At 63.6% G+C, this 24,175-nt stretch carries 19 protein-coding genes; 9 read left to right on the forward strand and 10 right to left on the reverse strand.

The genetic code is table 11. The features are described from left to right. Nucleotides 1–179: 179 nt before the first annotated feature. Nucleotides 180–941, forward strand: a complete 762-nt coding sequence (locus NKG95_RS28085; RefSeq protein WP_353043096.1) for a glutamine amidotransferase — start codon at nt 180–182, stop codon at nt 939–941. Here NKG95_RS28085 and NKG95_RS28090 read toward each other — a convergent pair. Together NKG95_RS28090 and NKG95_RS28095 are read right to left on the reverse strand one after the other, a co-directional pair. Beyond that, on the reverse strand, nt 890–1,066 hold the full coding sequence (locus NKG95_RS28090; protein ID WP_353043097.1) for a hypothetical protein: 177 nt from the start codon (nt 1,064–1,066) through the stop codon (nt 890–892). The two genes, NKG95_RS28085 and NKG95_RS28090, sit on opposite strands and share 52 nt — an antisense overlap. Continuing rightward, the gene (locus tag NKG95_RS28095) at nt 1,056–1,937 is read right to left on the reverse strand and encodes a YihY/virulence factor BrkB family protein (protein WP_023719423.1); all 882 of its coding nucleotides are present in this window, start codon (nt 1,935–1,937) and stop codon (nt 1,056–1,058) included. The genes NKG95_RS28090 and NKG95_RS28095 overlap by 11 nt, the downstream gene beginning before the upstream one ends. Nucleotides 1,938–2,159: 222 nt before the next feature. Here NKG95_RS28095 and NKG95_RS28100 point away from each other — a divergent pair, with 222 nt between their 5' ends. Then, nucleotides 2,160–6,005, forward strand: a complete 3,846-nt coding sequence (locus NKG95_RS28100; protein WP_353043098.1) for a caspase family protein — start codon at nt 2,160–2,162, stop codon at nt 6,003–6,005. Nucleotides 6,006–6,104: 99 nt separating this feature from the next. Next, the gene (locus NKG95_RS28105; protein ID WP_352791931.1) at nt 6,105–7,421 is read left to right on the forward strand and encodes an NAD(P)H-dependent oxidoreductase; all 1,317 of its coding nucleotides are present in this window, start codon (nt 6,105–6,107) and stop codon (nt 7,419–7,421) included. A 261-nt stretch (nt 7,422–7,682) separates the two neighbouring features. On the opposite strand, the gene proC is transcribed toward NKG95_RS28105, so the two are convergent. Beyond that, nucleotides 7,683–8,498: a pyrroline-5-carboxylate reductase gene (gene proC, locus NKG95_RS28110; protein ID WP_352939309.1), complete on the reverse strand. Its 816-nt coding sequence runs from the start codon at nt 8,496–8,498 to the stop codon at nt 7,683–7,685. Nucleotides 8,499–9,259: 761 nt separating this feature from the next. Here proC and NKG95_RS28115 point away from each other — a divergent pair. From NKG95_RS28115 to NKG95_RS28130, 4 genes are all read left to right on the forward strand, one after another. After that, nucleotides 9,260–9,910, forward strand: coding sequence for a hypothetical protein (locus NKG95_RS28115; RefSeq protein ID WP_353043099.1), 651 nt, complete (start codon nt 9,260–9,262; stop codon nt 9,908–9,910). A 209-nt stretch (nt 9,911–10,119) separates the two neighbouring features. Further along, on the forward strand, nt 10,120–11,019 hold the full coding sequence (gene folD / locus NKG95_RS28120; RefSeq protein WP_352493826.1) for a bifunctional methylenetetrahydrofolate dehydrogenase/methenyltetrahydrofolate cyclohydrolase FolD: 900 nt from the start codon (nt 10,120–10,122) through the stop codon (nt 11,017–11,019). Between the two features lie 16 nt (nt 11,020–11,035). Then, nucleotides 11,036–12,034 (forward strand): GlxA family transcriptional regulator, encoded by a 999-nt coding sequence (locus tag NKG95_RS28125; RefSeq protein WP_023719415.1) that lies wholly within the window; start codon nt 11,036–11,038, stop codon nt 12,032–12,034. A gap of 111 nt (nt 12,035–12,145) precedes the next feature. Then, the gene (locus NKG95_RS28130; RefSeq protein WP_352919755.1) at nt 12,146–13,813 is read left to right on the forward strand and encodes a vWA domain-containing protein; all 1,668 of its coding nucleotides are present in this window, start codon (nt 12,146–12,148) and stop codon (nt 13,811–13,813) included. A gap of 48 nt (nt 13,814–13,861) precedes the next feature. On the opposite strand, the gene edd is transcribed toward NKG95_RS28130, so the two are convergent. From edd to zwf, 3 genes are all read right to left on the reverse strand, one after another. Beyond that, nucleotides 13,862–15,685 (reverse strand): phosphogluconate dehydratase, encoded by a 1,824-nt coding sequence (gene edd, locus NKG95_RS28135; protein ID WP_352482395.1) that lies wholly within the window; start codon nt 15,683–15,685, stop codon nt 13,862–13,864. 73 nt (nt 15,686–15,758) lie between these two features. Further along, nucleotides 15,759–16,472 carry a 6-phosphogluconolactonase gene (gene pgl / locus NKG95_RS28140; RefSeq protein WP_352482394.1) on the reverse strand — a complete coding sequence of 238 codons (714 nt, stop codon included), beginning with the start codon at nt 16,470–16,472 and terminating at the stop codon, nt 15,759–15,761. Next, the gene (gene zwf, locus NKG95_RS28145; RefSeq protein WP_352482393.1) at nt 16,454–17,923 is read right to left on the reverse strand and encodes a glucose-6-phosphate dehydrogenase; all 1,470 of its coding nucleotides are present in this window, start codon (nt 17,921–17,923) and stop codon (nt 16,454–16,456) included. The genes pgl and zwf overlap by 19 nt, the downstream gene beginning before the upstream one ends. Before the next feature lie 274 nt (nt 17,924–18,197). Here zwf and NKG95_RS28150 point away from each other — a divergent pair, with 274 nt between their 5' ends. Next, complete coding sequence (locus tag NKG95_RS28150; RefSeq protein WP_023719410.1) at nt 18,198–18,944, forward strand: SDR family oxidoreductase; 747 nt, start codon at nt 18,198–18,200, stop codon at nt 18,942–18,944. A gap of 67 nt (nt 18,945–19,011) precedes the next feature. Here the strand turns inward: NKG95_RS28150 and NKG95_RS28155 are convergent, their stop codons facing one another. The 4 genes from NKG95_RS28155 to NKG95_RS28170 form a co-directional block, all read right to left on the reverse strand. Then, nucleotides 19,012–19,812: an SH3 domain-containing protein gene (locus NKG95_RS28155; protein ID WP_245278604.1), complete on the reverse strand. Its 801-nt coding sequence runs from the start codon at nt 19,810–19,812 to the stop codon at nt 19,012–19,014. 259 nt (nt 19,813–20,071) lie between these two features. Next, nucleotides 20,072–21,358 (reverse strand): NAD(P)/FAD-dependent oxidoreductase, encoded by a 1,287-nt coding sequence (locus NKG95_RS28160; protein ID WP_353043100.1) that lies wholly within the window; start codon nt 21,356–21,358, stop codon nt 20,072–20,074. A gap of 65 nt (nt 21,359–21,423) precedes the next feature. After that, entirely contained in the window at nt 21,424–21,792 is a 369-nt protein-coding gene (locus tag NKG95_RS28165) for a four helix bundle protein (protein ID WP_023719407.1), read from the reverse strand. 51 nt (nt 21,793–21,843) lie between these two features. Then, nucleotides 21,844–23,277 (reverse strand): glutamine synthetase family protein, encoded by a 1,434-nt coding sequence (locus tag NKG95_RS28170; protein ID WP_023719406.1) that lies wholly within the window; start codon nt 23,275–23,277, stop codon nt 21,844–21,846. A 168-nt stretch (nt 23,278–23,445) separates the two neighbouring features. On the opposite strand from NKG95_RS28170, the gene NKG95_RS28175 reads away from it, so the two are divergent. Beyond that, nucleotides 23,446–24,162 (forward strand): HAD family hydrolase, encoded by a 717-nt coding sequence (locus NKG95_RS28175; RefSeq protein ID WP_352493833.1) that lies wholly within the window; start codon nt 23,446–23,448, stop codon nt 24,160–24,162. Nucleotides 24,163–24,175 lie beyond the last annotated feature (13 nt).

Below are 24,175 nucleotides of genomic sequence, written 5' to 3' on the forward strand. Positions count from 1 at the left end.
AACTTGTCGTCGCAAGCGTCTTTTGTCTATAATCCAACTCCCTTGTACCATCCAATATCTTCACCCCCTAAAATCTGGCCGTGTTCAAGTTCTCATCCTTGGTAGTTCTAACTCCGGGGGGCGCCGGTCCAACCGGCGCCCTTCCTAAATCTCTCGAATGAAAACAGTGCGGGGCGGCAATGAAGATATTGCTTGCGGGCGAAACCTTTGCGGCGACGACGTCGGTCGCCGTCGGTAGCGATGTGCTTACAAGTGCGACCTCGACAAATGGCGCGACGGCCTTCAATGCCGCGCTGGCCACTGAGGGCATCGCCGTCACGCAGATCGGCGGTGAGCGTTGCAGCGCGGAGTTTCCCTATGACCTCGATGGGCTCGCCCAATATCACGCGGTGGTGATCTCCGACGTCGGCGCCCTGACATTGCTGGTGACGCCGGATGCCCGCGCCGGGCGTGTCGGCGTCAACCGCCTCGATCTGCTCAAGGCCTATGTCGAAGGTGGCGGCGGGCTGATGCTAGCCGGCGGCTATATGGGCTTTCAGGGCATGTTCGGGACGGCGCGGTTCCACGACACCCCGGTCGAGGACGTTCTGCCGGTCCGTTGCCTACCCTACTGCGACGGCATGGAGGTGCCGCAAGGCCTGCAGGCCTCCATCCTGCAGCCGTCACATCCGATTTTTTCCGGGGTGGAGGGGCCTTTGCCGCCGATCCTCGGCATGAACAAGCTGGAATTCAGGCGCGACGGTTCATCCCGGCTTCTGGCGACCTGCCGCCACCGCGGCACCGACTGGCCGCTCCTTGCCGTCGGCAGCCACGGCCGCGGCCGCACGATTGCCTGGGCAACCGATATCGGCCCGCATTGGCTCTCGCAGGATTTTCTCGCATGGCCGTTCTACGGAAAACTGACGGCGAACATGGTCCGTTGGCTCGCCGGCAATGGATGAGAAAGCCGGACACCAGGTTTGACCACTGCAGTCCGCCTGCCGCTGCCTCCGATGCCGCGCGAGGCGCCGGTGACCAGCACCACCTTGCCGGCCAGGTCGAATTTCGGCGTGAACTCATTTGTCATGCAATTCCACCTTGTTCTTCAAATCGGACCGGCTGCCGTGTCGAACCGAATAGGCTCGCGTGAATTCGGCGCCCAGCAGAAATATCTCGGCCGAATAATAGACCCACAACAGCACGACGAGCAGGGCGCCGGCCGCGCCGTACGACGATGCGAAAGCGCTGGTTCCGATATACCAGCCAATCAGCGACTTGCCGATGGTGAACAGAAACCCGGTGACGACGGCGCCAAGGCCGACATCGCGCCATTGCAGACTGCGGTCGGGCAGCACCTTGTAGATCGCGGCAAACAGCAGCGCGATCAGGGCAAACGAGACAATCCCGTTGACCGCGCTCAGGATGATGGTGCCGAACGGCAGATAGGCGTTGATGACGTCTCCGAGCGCCGAAATCGCGGCGCTTACAACCAAGGACACCAGGAGCAGGAAACCGAGAGCGGCGACCAGGCCCAGGCTTGCAATGCGTGCCCGCACCAGCCGTGAGATCGTTGCTGCCCTCGGTTTGACTTTCCAGATTTCGTTCAGCGCCAGCTGCATTTCGCCGAACACGCCGGATGCGGCGACGAACAGCGTGACCAGCCCCAGAATGCTGGCAAGGGTTCCCGCTTCCTTCTGCGAAGCGTTTTCGATCGTCGCCTGCAGCAGCTCGGCACTTTGCGGTCCCATCAGGCCGGCGATCTGTGCCGAAAGGGCGAGTTGTGCCGCCTCGTGCCCGAAGGCCATGCCGGCGATAGCGACGACGATCAGCAGGATCGGCGCAAGCGAGGTCGTGGCATAAAAAGCTATCGCCGCCCCATGGCTCAGCGCATTGTCATCGATGAAGCCGAGGACGCTCTGCTTGAGGAGCCTCCAGCTCTCTGCTGCCAAATTCCACATGTGGGCCTCGCATGCTGTCAACAAACAAGTAGCGGCGGCGCAGCGCTGGGCGAGGGAGGGGCGCGAAGATCGCAACGGAGCGGCACGACAGGCCACGACAAGAACACCTCTTGCCCGAACACTTGCCAAGCGCCGGCCATCATGATGCCATGGCGCTGTGGAAGATTGCACGCTGGGTTGGGGTGGGCGATGTTGTTTCCAGGTGCAACAGGGCGCATAGGCGTGGCGTTTGCCGCGCTGCTTTTGTGCGCGCTGGTTCCTGCTCGGGGCGAGGAGCCGAAGGCGCTAAAAGGCGTCGCGCTCGTCATCGGGCAGTCCGACTATGAGCATGTCGGCAAGCTGCCCAATGCGGAAAACGACGCCCGCGCCATCGAGGAGATGTTCGACAGGCTCGGCTTCGAAACCGATGTCGCGACCAATCGCGACGCACGCAAATTGCGGCGCGACCTCGAAGGCTTCGTCGACGATGCCGAGGGTGCCGACGTCGCCATTATCTACTATTCCGGCCATGGCATCGAAGCCGGTGGCGAGAATTTCCTGGTGCCCGTCGATGCCGACATTGCGGCGCTCGAGGATGCCGGCGAGAAGCTGGTCCCGCTGTCGTCGATCGTGGCCGAACTGAAGGCCAAGGTGCCGGTCACCATCGTGCTGCTCGATGCCTGCCGCAACGACCCGTTTCCGCCGGGCACGCTTTTGAAACTCAAGCCGGGTGAAGCCGGCAAGCCGATCGGCGCCGGCGGCCTCGGCGAAACCCGCAGCGTCGTGGCGTTAAAAGACAGCGCGCCGGCCAAGGGTTCGGCCGACGACAGCGGTTCTGGCAACGACAGCTTGGGCCAAGTCATCGGCTTTGCCGCCGAGCCCGGCAAGGTGGCGCTCGACGGTCCCGCCGACGGCAACAGCCCCTACGCGGCAGCCATATTGCGTCACATCGACACGATGGGCGGCGAGGAATTCGGCACTGTGCTGCGCATGGTCGGCGAGGAGGTCTATCTCAAGACCGGCGGCCGGCAGCGGCCCTGGGTCAATGAGAGCCTGCGCCGGCTGCTCTATTTCGGCACGCCCGCCGAGGTGCCGAAAGGCGAGGAGGGCGAGATCCTCACAGAGCGCCGCCGGCTGCTGCTGACGATCTCGACGCTGCCCGACCCGCAACGCCGCCAGATCGAGACGATCGCCCGCGACGGCGGCGTACCGATGGACGCGCTCTACGCCATGCTGAAGACGCTGGGCACCGAGACACCCAGGGATGCAGCCGAGCTCGACACATTGCTGCGCGGCCAGACCGAGCGGCTGAAACAGGTACTGGCCGAGCAGGCGACGCTGAAGAGCCAGGATCCGGAAATCGTCCGGCTTTCAAAACTGGCCGAACAAGCGGTGCAGGAAGGCGCGCTGGAAGCAGCGCAGAAAATCCATGAACAGGCCAAGGCCCGCGTTGGCGAACTGTCGAAGACCGTCGACCAGGCTGAAGCCGACCTCAAGGCGCGTCGTTTCGAGTTTGCCGAGGTTTTCGGCGACAGCGCCAAAACCTACGAAATCTCCTTCAGCTATCAGGCGGCAGCCCAGGACTATGCCAAGGCCTATGAGCAGGTCGAGAAATGGGACGACCATGAAGCCTGGTTCTACAAGGCAGCCGAGGCCCAGGCGCTCTCCGCGCATGGTTCTTTCTCGGGCGACAACGCCTTTCTGGTGCAGGCGGTCGCTGCCTATGAAAAGGCGCTGACCTATGTGTCGCGCGAAAACAGCCCGCGGCAATGGGCGGCCACGCAAAACAATCTCGCCACCACACTGTCGACGCTGGGCGAGCGCGAGGCCGGCCGCGAAGACCTCGACAAAGCGGCAGCCGCCTTCGATCAGGCGCTGAGCGTCTACACGCGCGACGCCAATCCGGACGACTGGGCCTCGACGCTAGGCAATCTCGGCACCGTCTATTGGCGGCTCGGCCAGCGCGAGAACGGCACGACGTTGCTCGACAATGCCGTTGCCTCGTTCCGCGCGGCGCTCGAGGTGCAAGTGTCGAAAAAGCTGCCGCTCGAATGGGCGGCGACTGAGAATAATCTCGGCATCGTGCTCTCCGAACTGGGTGAGCGCCAAGCCACCAGCGACAGCTTTCGCGCCGCCATCGAAGCGCATCGCGCCGCGCTGACCGAATACCGCAGGGAGCGCGTGCCGCTCGACTGGGCGTTGAGCCAGGTCAATCTCGGCGCGGCCTTGTTCCGCCTCGGCGAGCGTGAACAAGACGTACCGACGCTTGAGCAGGCCGTTGCCGCCTATCAGGCGGCGACGGAGGAAATGACGCGCGAGCGCGCGCCGGCGCAATGGGCGACGATCCAGAACAATTTGAGTTCGGCGCTGGAATCGATCGGCCAGATCAATGGCGACATTGCTACGCTGCAACGCGCTCGGAAGGCGGCAGAGGCCGCACTGACGGTGTGGACGCGCGACCATGCGCCGGCCAGCTGGGCAAACGGCCAGTTGACGCTTGGCAATGCCTTGCAGCGTCTCGGCGCCAGGCAGGCCGGCAATGACGCGCTGCTCAAGGCGGTCGCTGCCTATGAGGCCGCACTTTCTGAATATCCGCGCGAAAAGCTGCCGCTCGACTGGGCTTCGTTGAACCAGAATCTGGGCTCGGTCTATGCGACGCTTGGCGATCGGGACACCGGCATCGACTATCTCCGGAAGTCGGCGTCCGCCTATCGCGAGGCCTCGCAGGTCTATACCGTCGCCGCCGCGCCGCTCGAATTCGCCTCAATAGAGCACAGTCTCGGCAACACGCTGTCGACCTGGGGCGACCGTGCTCGCGACAAAGCGATCCTTGAAGAAGCGGTCGCCGCCTATGATGCAGCGCTCACCGTGCGAACCAAGGAGAGCGCCCCGAAGGACTGGGCGAAGACGCAGTACCGGCTGGGCGCAGCACTTTCCATGCTCGGCAAGGCCGATGGCGGTTCGGACGAGGCGCTCCAGCGCTCGGCGGTGGCCTATCGCGCGGCGCTCGAAGTGCAGAGCCGTGACAGCGACCCCGACGCTTGGGCGGCAACGCAATGGGGTCTCGGCCATGTGCTCCTGGTTCTGGGCGACCGCACGCAGGACGGCGAAGCGTTCAACCAGTCGGCGACGGCGCTTGAAGCGGCGCTGCCCTTCTACGACCTCGCCACGGTGCCGGAAGATCACGCCCAGCTGCAGAACGAACTCGGCAGCGCCTATTACTACCTTGCCGGCAGCGCCAATGACCCGTCGCTCTACCAGAAGGCGGCGGCCGCGCATGAAAAGGCACTGGCCGTCTATGCCACGCTGCCCGACCGCTCGCTCTGGGCTTCGGTCGAAGGCGACCTCGGCAATGCCCGCATGATGCAGGCAAACGCCAGTTCCGACCCGGACGCCATGGCCAAGTCTGTCCAGGCCTATGAGGCGGCACTGACGGTGATAAGCCGCGACAGGGATGCCGACGAATGGCTGCGCAACCAGACCAATCTGGCCAGCGCGCTTTCGACGCTGGGCTACTGGCGCGACGACGTTGCCCTGCTGAAGCGTTCGGCCGGCATCTATCGTTCGATCCAGAGCGTGCGCTCGCGCGACCGCGCCCCCGAACGTTGGGCCAGCACGCAGGCAAGCCTGGCCAATGTGCTTGGCATGATCGGCGCGAAAGAGCCTTCGCCGGCTTTGTTCCACGAGGCGGTCGCCGTCTACCGAGCATTGGCAGACCAGGTCGACCGCGACCGCGACCCCGAGCGCTGGGCGAGCATGCAAAACGAGATCGGCTATCAGCTGACGCTCGCCGGCCGCGCCGGAAACAACGTCGCCAAATTCGAGGAGGCGGTGCCGATCCTGCGCGAGGCCATCGCCGTGCAGAAGAAGATCGGTTCGGTGCCGGGCATCGCTTTCACCGAGGACAGCCTGTGCGACGTGCTTACCGATCTGGGTGCTGCTCGCAAGCAGAAGGCAATGGCCGAGGAAGCGATAGCCGCCTGCCAGCATGCGCTCGTCATCTTTCGGGATGGCAAGATGGACGACCTTGCCGCCGGCTCCGCAAAGAACCTTGCCGAGGCACAAGCCTTGCTGGCCGAATTGCAATAGCGCACAGGAAAAGGTGGCCGCGGCCGGTTTCGATTGGCAAAGGGTTGCCGTTCCCTGCTATTCCCGCTTCAAATCAAAAAAGCAGTGGACGTTTCCAGCATGACCAATGTCGCCTTGACTGGGCTTGCCCGGGATCTTGCCAAGCGCGCGGCGGAAGGCCGCCCGGTGCGCATCGGTGTCATCGGTTCGGGCGAGATGGGCACCGATCTGGTGACACAAGGCATGTTGATGCCGGGCATTTCGGTTTGCGCGATTTCGACCCGCCGGCCGCATACAGCGCGTGACGCCATCCGCATCGCCTATGGCGACGAGGCAATGGCAGCCGAAGCGGACAGCGCTTCGAAGGTCAGCCAGGCGATCGAGAGCGGCAAGATCGCAATCACCTCGAACGAGATGCTGGTCACCAATCCGCTCATCGATGTTGTCATCGATGCCACCGGCAAGCCCGGCGTCGCCGCCGATTTCGACCTGATGGCGATGCAGCACGGCAAGCATCTGGTGATGATGAATGTCGAGGCCGACGTCACTATTGGCTGCTACCTCAAGCAGCAGGCCGACCGGCTCGGCGTCGTCTATTCGGTCGGCGCCGGCGACGAGCCGTCGAGCTGCATGGAGCTGATCGAGTTCGCCTCGGCGCTCGGCTACACCATCGTCTCCGCCGGCAAGGGCAAGAACAACCCTCTCAACCACGACGCCGTTCCCGACGACTACCGCGCGGAAGCGCTGCGCCGCAACATGAATCCGCGCATGCTGGTCGAGTTCGTCGACGGCTCGAAAACCATGGTCGAGATGTGCGCCATCGCCAACGCCACTGGGCTGGTACCCGACGTTCCCGGCATGCACGGCCCCAAGGCCGACCGTGACGAGCTGGTCAAGGTGCTGATCCCGCGCGAGCAGGGCGGCATCCTGTCGAAGAAGGGCGTTGTCGACTATACCGTCGGCAAGGGCGTGGCGCCCGGTGTCTTCGTCATCGTCGAGGCGACTCATCCGCGGATCATCGAGCGCATGGACGATCTGCATATCGGCCACGGCCCCTATTACAGCTTCTTCAGGCCCTACCATCTGACCTCGCTGGAAGTGCCGCTGACGGCCGCCCGTATCGCGCTTTACGGCAAGCCCGACATGGTGCCGCTGCCGAGGCCGGTGGCCGAGGTCTGCGCCGTGGCCAAGCGCGATCTGGCGGCAGGCGAGACGTTCGACGCGATCGGCGAGACCTGCTACCGCTCCTGGACCATGACCGTCGAGGAGGCTCGCGCCCACCACGCCGTGCCCGTCGGCCTGCTCGAAGGCGGCAAGGTGCTGAAACCGGTGAGGAAAGGCGAATTGCTCACCGCCGACAATGCCGCGCCCGACCCGACGACCAGGCTATTCGCCTTGCGCCGGCTGCAGGACGAGATGCTGTATGGGGCGGGTTAGGTGCGGTGCAGAAACTTTGACGTCGGCGGGACAGCGCCCCTCTCTGTCCTGCCGGACATCTCCCCCACATGGGGGGAGATCGGACGTCACGCCGGCTTTCGCCAATCTCCAACATCGCAGTTCGTGAGCGGAGCGCCCAAACTGCCAATCTCCCCCCTTGTGGGGGAGATGTCCGGCAGGACAGAGGGGGGCGCGAAGGATCGCTACAGAGCGTTTGCTATTGCCCCTGAAACGCACGGCCGACCCACGCCTCGACAGCTGTTACTTCCCCAGCTCTACCGACCGCAGCCGCGCCGCTTCCACCGCCTCGGTGAGCAGGCGTGTCAGCCGGTCCTCGCCCATCAGTACTGCAAGGGCCGCAGCCGTGGTGCCGTTGGGGCTGGTCACCTGCTGCCTGAGCACGCCGGGCTCCTCGCCGCTTTCGGCGGCCAGCGATGCGGCGCCGTAGACCGTCTGCATGGCCAAGAGCTTGGCAGTCCTGGTCGGCAGGCCAGCCTTCTCGGCGGCCACGGTCAGCGCTTCGATGAAATGGAATATATAGGCTGGACCGGATCCGGAGACTGCCGTCACCGCATCCATCAGGCCCTCGTCATCGATACCGGCCACTTGCCCGCTTGCCGAAAGCAGGTCGGCGACAAGGCGTTTGGTGTCCTCGGAAACCAGCCTGTTGGAAAACACCACCATCATGCCCTTGCCGATAGCCGCCGGCGTGTTGGGCATGCAGCGCACGATCGGCGCGCGGTCGCCGAGAATGCCTTCGAACGTGGCGACCGGCGTCCCGGCGGCGATGCTGAGGAAAGTGGTTCGGCCATCGTTGAAGCGGATGTAGCCAGCCGTCACGTCGCGGATCACCTGTGGCTTGACCGCAAGGACGACGAGGGCCGGCACGGCGTCCGCCGGGATGACGCCGGCATCCGCGGCAGCAGCGCAGCCCAGTGCTTCGGCACGCTTGCGCAACTCGGCATTGGGCTCGACCACGAACACCGCAGCCGGAGCGAGCTTGCCGGCTTTCAGCCAGCCCGAGAGCATGGCGTAGCCCATATTGCCGCAACCGGCGAGAACAAGCCTGATCGTCATCGAAGCTCTCCATTCGAAAGGTTGGCTTTGCCATAGACGTTCATGGGCGGACGGGGAAGCCCCTCTCGGACCTTGATCAGGGGCCGGGTTATGTCGCCGCTTTCGCCGCCTGATCGGGCTCGGTCAGTCCTGACCCGATCACTCTGGACGGCCAGGTTCGGCCCATCCCAGACTAAAAACAGGGATTGCAGACGAGGTGGGAGCGATAGCCTGGATTCTCCAACAGCGCACCAAAGCCGACAAGAAATCCTCCCCAACCAAGCACAACTGCCACGGCAACGACGCCGACTCCATAGCCATCTTGCAAGCCGCCACGGCCCCTGAAGAAAAGCGCCATGGGCGTATCAAAGCAAGGATTGCGGTCCCTGCCAGCAGACTAAGCACCGGAACTCCGAAGGAGCACAGCGTGCATCTCCAGCATCAGCGCAAACGGAGTGTCTGGCGTTATCATACGGATAGCCTCCCCCGAATTCTGACGGTGTTCAAGATGGCGACTTCATGAACAATGGAACGTCTGCCTCCAACCCTAACCGACATCCCGCCATTTTTCGAGTGATCGACCAATCGCGGGCGACGAACTCGATGGCATTGTCTTAAGGCGGGAAACGAGGTCTCTCAGCCGACCAAATTAACCTTTTATTTCCTATGCCTGTTTAGCATCGCTTAACCAGTGGGCGGTCGCTACGTCCCAGCCCTAGGGGAAAGCTCCAGGAACCATGGCTTACAGGGATAATCGTCAACACCGGAGGAACGAGCTGTCCTTGCTGTCGCTCGTCGAGGCAGTGCGCGACGAGGACGAAGCATCGCTGGTTTCGCTAGAGGACCGTGCAGGCGCGTCATGGCGCGAGGATGCCGCCACACGGCATCGTCTCGCCCGGTCGCGCCGCGAGGCGCGTGCCAGTCCGATCCTGTTGGCAGCCGCCGGCACAAGCCAGCTCCATCCTGATGGGCCGGAGGCCGCCACCATACTGACGGAAGAGCCTGCAGCTGCCGATGTATTGTTCGACCCCGCTGGCTCCGTTGGCGGCCGCGATGCCGGTCCCGCTGAGGACAAAGCGTACCGGGCAGCGCGTCGGGGTCCGATCGGTACCGTGTTGTCAGCGCTGCGCAGGCTCATGCCCGGCAGAGCGCCGGAGGAGATGGCGTCCGGCGAGACTTCCGCCGCGACAAATTCCAGCGCAGCGATGCCGCCTGCCTTCCATCCACAGCCGCTCTATGCCGGACAGACACCTTATCCGCAGCAACCCACGCCGCAGCATTCGGCCTATACTCAGGCCTGGTCGAAGGAGGCAAATCAGGTTTCGGAAGCCGCCGATCAGCAAAGCCAGATCGAGGAAATCCGTGCCAGCCTGCGTGAATTCCGCGAAGCGGTTCGCGAGCTCACCGAAAACCGCACGCGCCGCTATTTCTAAGCGTCGAATAAAACATGCCGGTTTCGAGTTAGCGGCATGGGACGGCGCATTGACGGGATTGCCCGGCTCGATTTTCGTGAAAATGCCGCGCTGCATGTCCGCCCGGCTGCGCATGGTTCTGGGCAACGACATGCATAAAAGGTATCTGGAGTACGCCGCGGGGATGCTTTAACGCGGCAGGCTTAGGCGATCGGCGTCGAGGGTGGTTCATGGCTGAGTTGATTGACGGAAAAAGCGTCGCCGAAGACGTGGTGCGGCGGGTCAAGGCCCTGGTCGCCGAACTGGCGGAAAAGGGCGGACGGCAGCCCGGCCTCGCGGTGGTCATCGTCGGCGAGGATCCGGCGAGCCAGGTCTATGTCGCCTCCAAATCCCGCACCGCCAAGGAATGCGGCTTCCATTCGGTTCAGCACACGCTGCCGGCCGAGACCTCCGAGCCGGACCTGTTGAAGATCATCGGCCAGCTCAACGCCGATCCGGCCATCAACGGCATCCTGGTGCAGCTTCCGCTTCCCGGCCATATCGATGCCGGCAAAGTCATCCAGACCATCGCGCCGGAGAAGGATGTCGACGGCTTCCACTTCATCAATGTCGGCAAGCTCGGCACCGGCGAGCTCGAGACCGCCTTCGTGCCTTGCACGCCGGCCGGCTCGATGCTGCTGATCGAACGGGTGCGCGGCAAGGATCTGTCCGGCCTCAATGCGGTCGTCGTCGGGCGCTCGAACATCGTCGGCAAACCGATGGCGAATCTACTGCTTGCCGCCAACTGCACGGTCACCATCGCACACAGCCGCACCAGGGACCTGCCGGCGCTTGCCCGCACCGCCGATATTCTGGTCGCAGCCGTCGGCCGGCCTGAAATGGTCCGCGGCGACTGGGTCAAGCCTGGCGCCACCGTCATCGACGTCGGCATTAACCGCATCGCCGCACCTGAAAAGGGTGAAGGCAAGACCCGCCTCGTCGGCGATGTCGAGTTTGCCGAAGCAGCGAAGGCGGCCGGCGCCATCACGCCGGTGCCTGGCGGCGTCGGGCCGATGACCATTGCCATGCTGATGGCCAACACGCTAGCTTCCGCCTACCTCGCAGCCGGGTTGAAACGGCCTTCCTTCTGACCAGAGAGCAGCGTCCTTGCCGAACCTCACTGTTCCCTTAGAACGGCCGGTCACCAATGATCCCGTTCAGGGCGGCCGGCAGTTCGGGTTTCTGCTGGTCGACAAGTTCTCCATGTTCTCGCTGGCCGCGGCAATCGACACGTTCCGGTCGGCGAACCGGCTGCTCGGCCGCGATTTCTATGGCTGGACGACGGTGTCGGCCGACGGCGATGCCGTCATGGCTTCCAACGGCCTGCCGCTCAAGATCGACTACGCCGTTGTCGATCTGCCGCCGGTCGATATCCTTTTCGTCTCGGTCGGGCTGACGACGGAATTTCCCGGCAAGAGCAAGGTGCTGGCGGCGCTGCGCAGCTGGGGCCGGCGCGGCAATGCGCTCGGCGCGCTTTCGGTCGGCTCCTATTTGCTTGCCGAAGCAGGCCAGCTCGATGGCTATCGCTGCACCATCCATTGGGAAAACCGCGCCGGGTTCCTCGAACGCTTTCCGGACATCAACTGCACCGGCAACGTCTTCGAGATCGACCGCAAGCGCTACACCTGCGCCGGCGGCACCACCTCGATCGACCTGATGCTGGAAATCGTGCGCGGCGATTTCGGCTCGAGTCTCGCCAATGGCGTCGCCAACCAGTTCCAGCATGAGCGCATCCGCTCGGCCGGGGACCGCCAGCGCGTCGGCCCGGAACGCGACCTGACCGGCAAGTCGGAGAAGCTGCGCCGCATCGTCGAGCTGATGGCCGACCATCTCGACGAGCCGCTGTCGGCGGTGCAGCTCGCCAAGTCGGCGGGCCTGTCGGTGCGCCAGGTCGAGCGCCTGTTCCTGCGCCATCTCAGTGTGACGCCCGGGCGCTATTACATGCGGCTCAGGCTCGAGCGGGCGCGCGAATTGCTGCGCCAGACCAACATGCCGATCCTCGACGTGGCAATCGCCACCGGCTTCACCTCGCATTCCTATTTTGCCCAGAGCTACCGGCTGCAATTCGGCCGGCCGCCTTCCGAGGAACGCCGCACGACCTATTGAGGGTTTGGCAGAGAGGCGACGCAGCTTCGTACTCCGTCCGGGCTTGTGTCGCGACGCGGCGTCAAATAGCGTTCCGGCGCCGAGCGGCGGCGACTGACGGGGGAGATTTTGATGGCGGGATTTGTGCGGAGCGTCGCTGCGGCGGCCCTGTTGCTCTGGACGACGGGGTTCGGTTTCGCCGCCGATCGCGTCATCGTCATTCTCGATGCCTCCGGCTCGATGTGGGCGCAGATCGACGGCAAGCCCAAGCTCGAAATCGCCCGTCAATCGCTGCGGAACGTGCTGCAATCGGTCCCGGCCGATGAGGAAATCGGCCTCATGGCCTATGGCCATCGCGAGAAGGCCAGTTGCGACGACATCGAACTCATCGTGCCGCCGCAGGCAGGCTCGGCAAGTGCGATCTCAGCCGCGGCCGACAGCTTGAAATTTCAGGGCAAGACGCCGCTGACCGCCGCTGTCAAGCAAGCGGCGGAAGCATTGAAATACACCGAGGACAAGGCGACGGTCGTTCTCATCACCGATGGCATCGAGACATGCAGCGGCGATCCCTGTGCGCTCGGCAAGGAGCTTGAGGCTGCCGGCATCGACTTCACCGTCGATGTCGTCGGCTTTGGCCTGACGGCTGCCGAAGGCAAGCAGGTCGCCTGCCTGGCCGATAACACCGGCGGCAAATATATCGAAGCATCGGATGAAAAGGCATTGCAGGACGCCCTCGTCGAGACCGTTGCGCCGCCGCCATCCGCTCCTGAACCGGCTGCCGCCCCGCAGCCTGCTCCCCAGCCGGCGCCTGCCCAGCCGGCGGAGTCCAATTTCGTGCCCACCGTCGTGCTTGCCGAAGGTGGCGATCCCGTCACCGACGGCAATGCCTGGGAGATCTACAAGGCGAATTCCGACGGCACGCGCGGCGATCCCGTCGCCACCGAGTACGGCGCCTACAAGGGCAATCTGGAGGCGGGCGACTATATCGTCGTCGCGCGCGCCGGCGAGGCCAAGGCCGAACAGAAGATCAAGATCGAGCCTGGCCAGGTCGCCAAGCCGCTCTTCACGTTGAATGCCGGCACGCTGGTTATCCACCCGCGGCCAAGCGAAGGGGCGGACGTTGACGGCGGCGCGGCGGTCGTGATCGCCTATCCGGGCGTCGACACCCTGCCGACCTACTATGGCGACACGAAAGTCGTGCTGCCGGCCGGCGACGAGAAGGTGACCGTCACGATCGGCCAGGGCGTGGTTACCGAGACGGTCCCGCTTGCCGCCGGCAGGGTCATCGACAAGGATATCATCGTCGGCGTCGGGCATGTCGTCGCCAACGCCTACTATGCTGCCGGTGGCGACAAGGCCGAGGGTTCTGGCGTCGGCTTCAAGGTGTTCCAGGCGAAAAAGGACATCGGCGGGACCAGGCAGGAGGTGACCTATGCCTACGGCCCCGACAGCAAGTTCGATCTGCCGCCCGACGATTATGTAATGGTCGCGACCGTCGATCTCGCGGTGGCCGAGCAGCCGTTCAGTGTCAAAATTGGCGAACATCAGGATCTGAAGATCGCCATGAACGCCGGCGTGCTGGCGATCACCGCGCCAGGGGCCTCGAAGATCGAGATATTCGAGGCCAAGAAGAACATCGATGGAACCCGCAAGTCGGTCGGCTACGCCTATGACCAGAAGTATCAGGCCACCTTGTCGGTTGGCGACTACGCGGTGGTTTCGGAGAAGTCGGACAGCAGCTCGAAGGAAGGCGCGGTAACGGTCAGGGCCGGCGCGCGAGCCGAGCTGACGGTTCAATAGATCCAAGGGAGAGCGGCCACCAGCCGCTCTTCCTCATGGCCGAAAAAGTCACGCCACGCCGAAGGCGCTCGCGCCATGGTCGGCGCGGCCCACCATCTGCCGGAACCCGGCGAAGAGCTCCCGGCCGAAGCCGAATTCATTGCCTATGAGGTCGCTGTCCGCGGGCCGGCGCAGTGCGAAATCGCCGGCCGGCACCAGCACCTCGAGCGTTCCGGCCTCGGCGTCGAGCCTGATAATATCGCCGTCATGAATCCTGGCGATCGGCCCGTCCTCCGCCGCTTCCGGCGTCACGTGGATCGCCGCCGGCACCTTGCCGGAGGCACCCGACATGCGCCCGTCGGTAACCAGCGCCACATGCTGGCCGCGGTCCTGCAGGATGCCGAGCACGGTGGTCAGCCGGTGCAATTCCGGCATGCCGTTGGCCTTCGGGCCCTGGAACCGAATGACGGCGATGAAGTCGCCGGTCAGCGACCCCGCCTTGAACGCCTCGTTCAGCCCTTGCTGGCTGTCGAACACCTTGGCCGGTGCCTCGATGATGCGCCGCTCCGGCTTGACCGCCGATGTCTTGATGACGGCGTGGCCGAGATTGCCTGAAAGCACTTTCAGCCCGCCGCTCGGCTGGAACGCCTTCTTGAACGGCGCCAGCACCTTCTCGTCGCCGCTCTGGCGCGGCGAGGCCTCGCGCACCACGCCGCCATCGGCGCCGAGCTTGGCCTCGACCGCGTAGGGGCGCAGCCCTTCGCCCCACACCGTCTGCACATCCTCATGTAAAATGCCTGCGTCGAGCAGTTCGCGGATCAGGAAGCCGAGCCCGCCGGCGGCGTGGAAGTGGTTCACATCGGCAAGGCCGTTCGGATAGACCCGCGCCAGCAGCGGCACCGCTTCCGAGATGTCGGAAATATCCTGCCAGGTAATGGCGATGCCGGCCGCCGCCGCCATGGCGATCAAATGGATGGTGTGGTTGGTCGAACCGCCGGTGGCGTGCAGGCCGACGATACCGTTGACGATCGAGCGCTCATCGATCATCCGCCCGGCTGGCGTGTAGGCGTTGCCGAGCGCTGTGATCGCCAGCGCCCGCTTGGTCGCTTCCCTGGTCAGCGCGTCGCGCAGCGGCGTGCCCGGATTGACGAACGAGGCGCCAGGCGTGTGCAGGCCCATGATCTCCATCAGCATCTGGTTGGAATTGGCGGTGCCGTAGAAAGTGCAGGTTCCCGGCCCGTGATAGGATTTGGATTCGGCTTCGAGCAGTTCGGCCCGCCCCGCCTTGCCCTCGGCATAGAGCTGGCGGATCTTGGCCTTTTCGTCGTTCGGAATGCCGGTCGTCATCGGCCCGGCCGGGATGAAGACCGCCGGCAGATGACCGAAGGTCAGCGCCGCGATCACCAGCCCCGGCACGATCTTGTCGCAGACGCCGAGATAGACGGCGGCATCGAACATGTTGTGCGACAGGCCGATCGCCGCGGCCATGGCGATCACGTCGCGCGAGAACAGCGACAGCTCCATTCCGGGCTGGCCCTGGGTTACGCCGTCGCACATCGCGGGCACGCCGCCGGCCACCTGGGCGATGCCGCCGGCCTCGCGGGCCGCGTCCTTGATCAGTGCCGGAAACGTCTCGAAAGGCTGATGCGCCGACAGCATGTCGTTATAGGAGGTGATAATGCCGAGGTTCGGCACCCGGTCGCCGCCAAGCGCCACCTTTTCGGAAGGACTGCACACGGCAAAGCCATGGGCCAGGTTGCCGCAGGACAGCACGGCCCGGTTGGCGGTGCGGTTCGAGGCTTCGGCGATGCGGCCGAGATAAGCCTCGCGACCGGGCCTGGAGCGCTCACGGATGCGCTGGGTGATGGCTTCGATGTCGCGTCTTGCGGTCATGGCGGTCGGTCCTTTCAGGCGAGGTCCCGCAAACACCTTCCGGCTGTTGCCGGGACCTGCAGCCAAGTTGAGATCAGGGTGCCCAGAAAACCTCTACGGGCTTTTGAGTTGCATCGAGCACGGCGCGAATGGGCTTTCGTGTTCCAACTCCAAGCGCGGCCTCGAATGCGGTGCGTTTTTCCGCGCCCTCGATATGCAGCGCGATGAAGCCGGCATTGATGATCCGCGCCAGTGACAGCGTCAGCCGCGGCTCGCCGGCGCTTGCCGCGTGAACCGGAAGCACGATCCTTTGCGACGACGGATCGAGCAATCTTGCCAGGTTGTCGGCATCCGGAAAGAACGAGGCGGTGTGGCCATCAGTTCCCATGCCGAGCACAACAACATCGAGGGGCCAGGGCAGCACTTGCAGCGCCTCACTGTCGGAGACCGCTGCGCCCGCGATAGTTGCCGCAGCGTGGTAGAGCGGCACGAAATTCGCGGCGGCGGCCGCGTTCTGCAGCAGGTTGGCGGCAACCAGACCGGCATTGGAGCGCGGCGACGAGGGCGGCACGAAGCGCTCGTCGACCAATGTTATCGTCACCTTTTCCCAGGCGATAGGAACGGTCGAAAGCGCCGCGAAGAATTTCGCCGGCGTCGTGCCGCCCGAGACTGCAAGCAGTGCCGTGCCGCGCTCGGCGATCGCCTTTGACAGGCGGCCGGCGACGTGGCCGGCAAGCGCTGTCGCCAACTCCTGGCGTCCGGCAAATTCGTGCCAGTTGTAGGCGCCGCCTAATTGCTCTCGTGCCATGTCCGCCCATCGCGTTCGATCAGCGCAATCGAGGCCGAGGGGCCCCATGTGCCTGCGGTGTAGCCTTGCGCCTCTTGCCTTCCGCTTTCCCAGGCGTCCTGGATCGGGTCGATCCATTTCCACGCAGCCTCGACCTCGTCGCGGCGCATGAACAGCGTCTGGTTGCCACGGATGACGTCCATGATCAGCCGCTCATAGGCATCGGGCGCGCGGCCGTCGAAGGATTGCGCAAAACTCATGTCGAGCGGGATCTGGCGCAGCCGCATGCCGCCCGGGCCCGGATCCTTGATCATGATGAACTGCTTGACGCCTTCGTCGGGCTGCAGCCTGATGACCAGTTGGTTGGCGGAGATCGGCCCGGCGCTCTCGCCGAAGATCGAATGCGGGATTGGCTTGAATTCGATAACGATCTCCGAAACGCGGGTCGCCAGCCGCTTGCCGGTGCGGAGGTAGAACGGCACGCTGGCCCAGCGCCAGTTGCCGATCTCGGCCTTGAGCGCAACGAAGGTCTCGGTGTTGCTGTTCTTGCCGAGTTCCTCGACATAGCCCTTCACCGGCCCGCCGGCCGAGGCGCCGGCACGGTATTGCCCACGCACCGTGTGCTTGGGCGCTTCGTTGCCGTTGATGCGTTTCAGCGCCCGCAGCACTTTCAGTTTTTCGTCACGGACGGCATCGGCGTCCATCGACGACGGCGCCTCCATGGCGACGAGGCAGAGCAGCTGCAGCATGTGGTTCTGTACCATGTCGCGCAACGCGCCAGCCTTGTCGTAATAGGTGACGCGGTCTTCCAGGCCGACCGTCTCGGCCACGGTGATCTGCACATGATCGACATTGGCGGAATTCCACAACGGCTCGTAGAGCGCGTTGGCGAAGCGCAGCGCCATCAAATTCTGCACCGTCTCCTTGCCGAGATAGTGGTCGATGCGGAAAATCTGGCTTTCATGGAAGTCGTCGCCGACCAGGTCGTTGAGCGCGCGCGCCGAAGCGAGATCGCGGCCGATCGGCTTTTCCAGCACGATCCGCGAATTCGGCGTGATCAGCCCGTGCTCCTTCAGCTTGTGCGAGATGTCGCCGAATAGCGCCGGCGCCACCGCCAGATAGAAAGCGCGGATGTGTTCGCTGTCGCCGATCGCCTTCTTCAGCCTGTCGAAGCCGGCACCTGTGGTTGCGTCGGCCGGGACATAGGAGAGCCGTGCGAGGAACGTTTTCAGTTCCGTGGCGTCGATATCTTCCGGTTTCACATGATCGGCAATCGCCTGCCTGGCGAAAGACTGGAATTCCTCATCGGTCATCTTCGAACGTGATGTGCCGATTATGCGCGTCGGCTCGGAAAACTGGTGGTCGCGCTGCCGGTGGTACAGTGACGGCAGAAGCTTGCGTTCCGACAGATCGCCGGTGCCGCCGAAAATAATAAAGTCGAAAGGGTCGACGGGGATGATCTGGCTGGTCATGGTCTGTCCGCTCTGACGCCGGTCGCGATAACGCGGCTGATATAATCTAATCGATTTAAACTTGCCAGTGTCATTGCGTCACATCCGCGTGTGCTCTTGACACCGGCTCTGGCCGGAGGCTTGTCGGCAAGCGATGCTTCCGGGAGCGTTCGCAGGTGCAGCATAGAGCGGGATCAAGGCGAAAGCCAAAGGAGAAATCGGCAATGGACACACATCTTTCGATGGCCATGGCCAAACGCGTCGTCGATCGTCTTCAACGATGAGTGAGAAAGGCATGCGCCTCCAAAACAAGGTCGCCATCATCACCGGCGCTGCCTCGGGCTTTGGCGAGGGCATGGCCAGGCGCTTTGCCGAGGAGGGCGCGCGGGTCGTTGTCGCCGATCTGAACGCCAAGGACGCAGAGCGCGTCGCCGGCGAGATCGGCGAAAAGGCGATCTGGACCCAGACCGACGTCTCGCTGCGGTCCGAATTCGACGACATGGTCCATGCTGCAATGAGCGCCTTCGGTCGCATCGACATCATGGTCAACAATGCCGGTTACACCCATCGCAACGGTGACATGCTGGAAGTCGACGAAGCGACCTTCGACCTGATCACGTCAGTCAACATGAAGGCAATCTACAACGCAGCACTTGCCGTGGTGCCGGCCATGGAGCGGCAAGGCGGCGGCGTCATCCTGACGACGGCTTCCACGGCCGGTATCAGGCCGCGGCCTGGTCTCACCTGGTACAACGCATCGAAGGGCTGGGCGATCACCGCGACCAAATCGATGGCGGTGGAACTCGCGCCAAAGAACATCCGTGTCAACTGCCTGTGCCCGGTCGCCGGCGAGACCGGCATGCTTGAGAAATTCATGGGCGCCGACACACCCGAGATCCGCGAGAAGTTCCGCGCATCGATCCCGCTCGGCCGGCTTTCGACGCCGCTTGACGTGGCCAATGCCGCGCTTTGGCTCGCATCGGATGAAGCAGCTTTCATCACCGGCGTGGCGCTGGAGGTCGACGGCGGCCGTTGCATTTGAACCCCTAGGCCATCCGGCGACAGGCGGCTGATGGCGAGCGATCCGAGCCGCGATCGCTCTGTCTGTCCTACGCCCCGGTTTTGACGTAGCTCTTGTAGACCCAGCCGCGCTTGCCGTTGTAGACGATCTGGCACCACTGCTTGCAACTCATCACTTGCACCGAGGTCTTGGCCGGCACGGTGAGAATGGCGGCCGCATTCTTCTTTGGGCCGGTGCGCATGGTGACGGATCTCAGGATGCGTCCGGTACCGGCAGTATTGGTTTTTCCGGATTTTGCCTTGGTGCTGTTGTCGTCTTCGCTCGCGGACTGCGTCGGCAGTTGCGGCTTGGGTGTGGGGATGGCAGCGGTCTGCGCACCGTCGGGCCCTGTGTTTTTCGTCGAGCTGCCGGGAGCCGCCACCTTGGCAAACAATGCCGCAGCGTCGGGTTTCGCTGCCGGATCGGCGAATGCCACCGAAGCAGACGATTTATCGGCCGCCTGATCGGTCTGGCTTGCCAGTTGGTCGGATGCTGCTGTGGCGGCGGCCGATGCCGTCTTTGGTCCCGTCCAGCGGGGATCGTTGGGAGCCAGCGCCGGTATGTCGGCTTCCGCCGCGGCCACCGCCGGGGAAACCGCGTCGGCCTTGCCCGTCGTCCGCGGCGCCGCAGCGACCTTGGAAGGCATGATCTTCGTCGTCTTGACCGGAATGGTCGGAACGGTCTGCTCAGGGCTCGCCGCCGCCTGTCGTTCATTGGCCGGCAAGGCCAGCCACAGCGCCACTGCGGCAACGCCGAGCAGTGCTGCCGTGCCAAGCGCAGCGATCACGAGATGCGCGTTCGACCGGACCCCGTGCCAGAACGTCGGCCGCATATCGTAACCGAATTGCATCGCAAGGCGCCGTCGTTCCGGCGCACCGAAACTGAAGGGCTCTCTCACACTTGCCACCTCCATTTGCGGGCCGATGTTCTCACGACCGATGCCGGAGAGCCGGCATTTCGATCGGCATCGTTCCCAAACCAAAAGCGGGCAGGCCCGCAAAAATTCCCCGTTCAGCTGCCCACGAGCATCATCTTTCGCCCGCGATTGTGGCATCACTGCGCCCTTGGCGGGGATTCTGCGCCCTGGTTAAGGATTCTGCAACGCCTGGTTAAATCCTGTCCCGCAACGCGTACCAGTTGAGCGCAAGAAAGAGCAGTGGCGCGCGGAAACGCCGGCCGCCGGGGAAAGGCGGAATCTTCAGATCCTCGATCAGCTTCAGCCGGTCGCGGTTGCCGGCGACCGTCTCGGCATAAAGCTTGCCGAAAAAATTGGACAGCATGACGCCGTGGCCGGAATAACCACCGACCGAGATCACATTGGGCATGACTTCGCGCACGAACGGCTTTCTCGGTACGGTGATGCCGACATAGCCGCCCCAGCCATGGGTGATCTCAATGTCCTTCAGTGCCGGATAGATCTCGGCGATCTGCCGGCGGATGTGGATGTGAATGTCCTTGGGATCGTTGACTGCGTAGATCTCGCGCCCGCCAAACAGCAGCCGCCCATCCTTCGATTTGCGGAAATAGCGCACGACGAAGCGCGAATCGTCGACCGCCTCGCCACCCGGCAACACTTTGGAATCGGCGCCCAGCGGTACCGTTGCGCCGATGAATGAGCCGATCGGCATGATATGCGAAGCACTCACCGGCTCGAGCGTGCCGCCATAGGCGTTGACCCCGATCAAGCACTTCCCGGCGATGATCGTGCCCTTCGGCGTCGTCACCCTCACTTTGCCGCCGCCGGAGGTGATGCCGGTCGACGGTGTCTGCTCGAAAAGCTTTGCGCCGGCCTGTGCCGCGACTTTTGCGGTGCCGATCACCAGCTTCAGCGGATGGATGTGGCCGGTGCCCGTGTCGCGGGTGCCGCCGAAATAATGCGTCGAGCCGAGCCGCTCGGCTGTCTCCGCGGCATCCATGAATGAGATGTGCGGATAGCCGAACCGGCTTGCCATGATCTCGGCATGCGCCTTGTAGTCGTCGACATAGCGCTTTTTGTGCGCCACCGACATTTGGCCGGGCATATAGTCGATCTCGATCTGGTGCACCGCGGCGAAGTCGAGGAGATGCGCCTTGGCCTCTTCGGCCAGGTCGAACAGCGCCTTGGCGCAGGAAAAGCCGTATTCCGCTTCCAGCTCCTCTGCCCAGGCCCGCTGTCCGGTGCCGAGCTGGCCGCCATTGCGGCCCGATGCGCCGTCACCGAAACGATGCGTTTCGATAAGCACGACATCCGCGCCTGACTTGGCGAGATGAGCCGCAGCCGACAGGCCGGTAAAGCCGCCGCCGACGATCACCACGTCGCATGTCCGGTCGCCGTCGAGCGCCGGATATTCGGGCCTTGATCCGGCCGTGTCCTCGTACCAGGAGCGGCCGGGGGAGATTGGGGATTGGTAAGTCATGATGCTCGGCTAGGGGAGTAGGGCAGTAGGGCAGTAGGGCAGTAGGGCAGTAGGGCAGTAGGTGTCTATTCAGCCGACAGCTTGCGGATGAGAAGCCGCAAGAGCTTTCCTACGCTCTCGCTGTGAGGCATCAATGATTCGACTGCCTCGCGAGAGGTAATTCCAACCCGTTGCGCGATTAGAAGGTGTGTCTCCAGTTCCTTGAGTGATCCCTGGGCGATCCTGAGAAACTGCTGGTAGGAAGCTCGGCTTTCTCGGCCGTAACCCTCGGCGATGTTGGCTGGCACAGACGTTGCTGCCCGACGCACCTGACCCGTCAGCCCGTAGAGCTCGTCCTTCGGCCAGGTCCTTGTGACTTGGGAGATTGCAACCGTTAGGTCCATGGCTTGCTGCCAGACGATCAGATCCCTGTACGATGCGATCTTGTCCGTCATCCTTGCCCTACTGCCCTAACTGCCCTACTGCCATATTGCCCTACTCTCCTACTACACATTCAGCAGCAAATACTCCCGCTCCCATGGGCTGATCACTTCCATGAAGGTCTCGAATTCCGCCCGCTTGATCGCCGCATAAGTCGCTGCGAAGGATTTGCCGAGTAGGGCGCAGAGTTCCTCGTCGGCCTCGAACAGGTCGACGGCTTCGAGCAGGCCGCGCGGCAGGTCGATCTCATCCTCATTGGCGGTCGTCAGTACCGGCGGATCGGCCTTGATCTTATTGGTCATGCCGATCAGCCCGCAGGCGAGCGATGCGGCCAGCGCCAGATAGGGATTGGCGTCGGAGGAAGGAATGCGGTTTTCGACGCGCCGCGCTGCCGGGTCGGAGCGTGGCACGCGAAAGGCCGTGGTGCGGTTGTCGTAGCCCCATTTGTTGTTGACCGGCGCCGAGGCCGCCTGCGTCAGCCGCCGGTAGGAATTGACGTAGGGCGCAAACATCACCAGCGCGTTCGGCACATGTTTCTGCATGCCGCCGATGAAGTGGAAGAAGGCCTCGGTCTCCGAGCCGTCCTCCGCGGAAAAGACGTTCTTGCCGGTCTTCTTGTCGATGATCGACTGATGGATATGCATGGCCGAACCGGGCTGCCCCTGGATCGGCTTGGCCATGAACGTGGCATAGATCTCGTGCTTCAGCGCCGCCTCGCGGATGGTTCGCTTGAACATGAACACCTGGTCGGCGAGCTCGATCGGATCGCCGTGACGCAGATTGATTTCGAGTTGGCCGGCGCCCTCTTCGTGGATCAGCGTGTCGATCTCCAGGCCCTGGCTTTCGGAGAAATGATAGATGTCGTCGATCAGTTCGTCGAATTCGTTGACCCCGGCGATCGAATAGCCGGCGCCGCCGCCGATCGGCCGTCCGGAGCGCCCGACTGGCGGGGTCAGCGGGTAGTCCGGATCGGGGTTCTTGCGCACCAGGTAGAACTCGATCTCGGGCGCCACCACAGGTCTCAGCCCGCGTCTGTCATAGGCGGCAAGCACGCGCTTCAGAACGTTGCGCGGTGTGAACTCGACCGAGCGGCCGTCCTGGTGGACGAGGTCGCAGATGACCGCCGCCGTCGGGTCCTCCTCCCACGGCACCACCGTCAGCGTCGAGAGGTCAGGCATCAGCTTGAGGTCGCCATCGTCCTCCGGATAGTGGAAGCCGTTGCCGTCCTCCGGATAACCACCCGAGATCGTCGTCATGAACACCGCCGAAGGCAGGGCAAGCGAGGTGTTGGAGGTGAACTTCTTCGACGGCATCATTTTGCCGCGCGCAACCCCGGCCTGGTCGGGCGTGATGCATTCGATGTCTTCGATACCGCGCCATTCCAGCCAGGCGCTGACTTCCTTCCAGTTCTTGACGCCACGTTGGTTTTTCACGAAGGCAGGCGTGCGGGCGCGTCCTCCGCGGCTCGACGGACGGACTTCCTTTTTTGCAGGCGGCATCAATCACCAGATTTGTTGCAGATTGTGGAGTATAGCCGTTGCCGGCGACGAAAGGGAAGGGGAGCCGGCTGGCGTGCGCCTCGATTACCGGGGGAACACAACGACTTCCGGATAAAAACATCCTGGTCTAGGGTCGGCGTCCCGCAACGCCGCAATTGAAGACGCCGAATGCAACACAGCCGCAAACTGACGACGATCGGCTTCGACGCCGACGACACGCTGTGGCAGAACGAACAGTTCTTCCGCATGACCGAGAAGCGCTTTGCCGCGCTGCTCGCCGACCACGCCGAGGAGGACTGGATTTCGGCAAGATTGCTGGAGGTCGAGAAGCGCAACCTCGCGGTCTACGGCTTCGGCATCAAGGGATTTACGCTGTCAATGATCGAGACGGCGATCGAGGTCACCGAAGGCCACGTGCCTGCCTCAACCATTGCCGAAATTCTCGCCGCGGGCCGCGAGATGCTCAGCCATCCGATCGAGCCGCTTCCCTATGCGCGCGAGACCGTGGAAAAGCTGGCCGGCGCCTACCGCCTGGTGCTGATCACCAAGGGCGACCTCTTCGACCAGGAACGCAAGCTCGCGCAATCCGGACTGGGCGAGCTGTTCCATGCGGTCGAAATCGTCAGCGACAAGAGCGCTGCCACCTATAGCCGGATCTTCAGCCGCTACGGCGATGGCCCGGAAAAGGGCATGATGGTCGGCAACTCGCTCAAATCGGACGTCGTGCCGGCAATCGAAGCCGGCAGTTGGGGCATCCACGTGCCTCATGAACTGACCTGGGTGCTGGAGCATGTCGAGCCGCCGGTCTCAGCACCGCGCTTTCGCCAGATAGCCAATCTCGGTGAACTGCCGGGCCTGATCGAGCGTATCGGCGAGATTGATTGATCAGGTCTGCAGT

Source organism: Mesorhizobium sp. M1423 (genome assembly GCF_040317575.1).
In the GTDB taxonomy this organism is placed as follows: domain Bacteria; phylum Pseudomonadota; class Alphaproteobacteria; order Rhizobiales; family Rhizobiaceae; genus Mesorhizobium.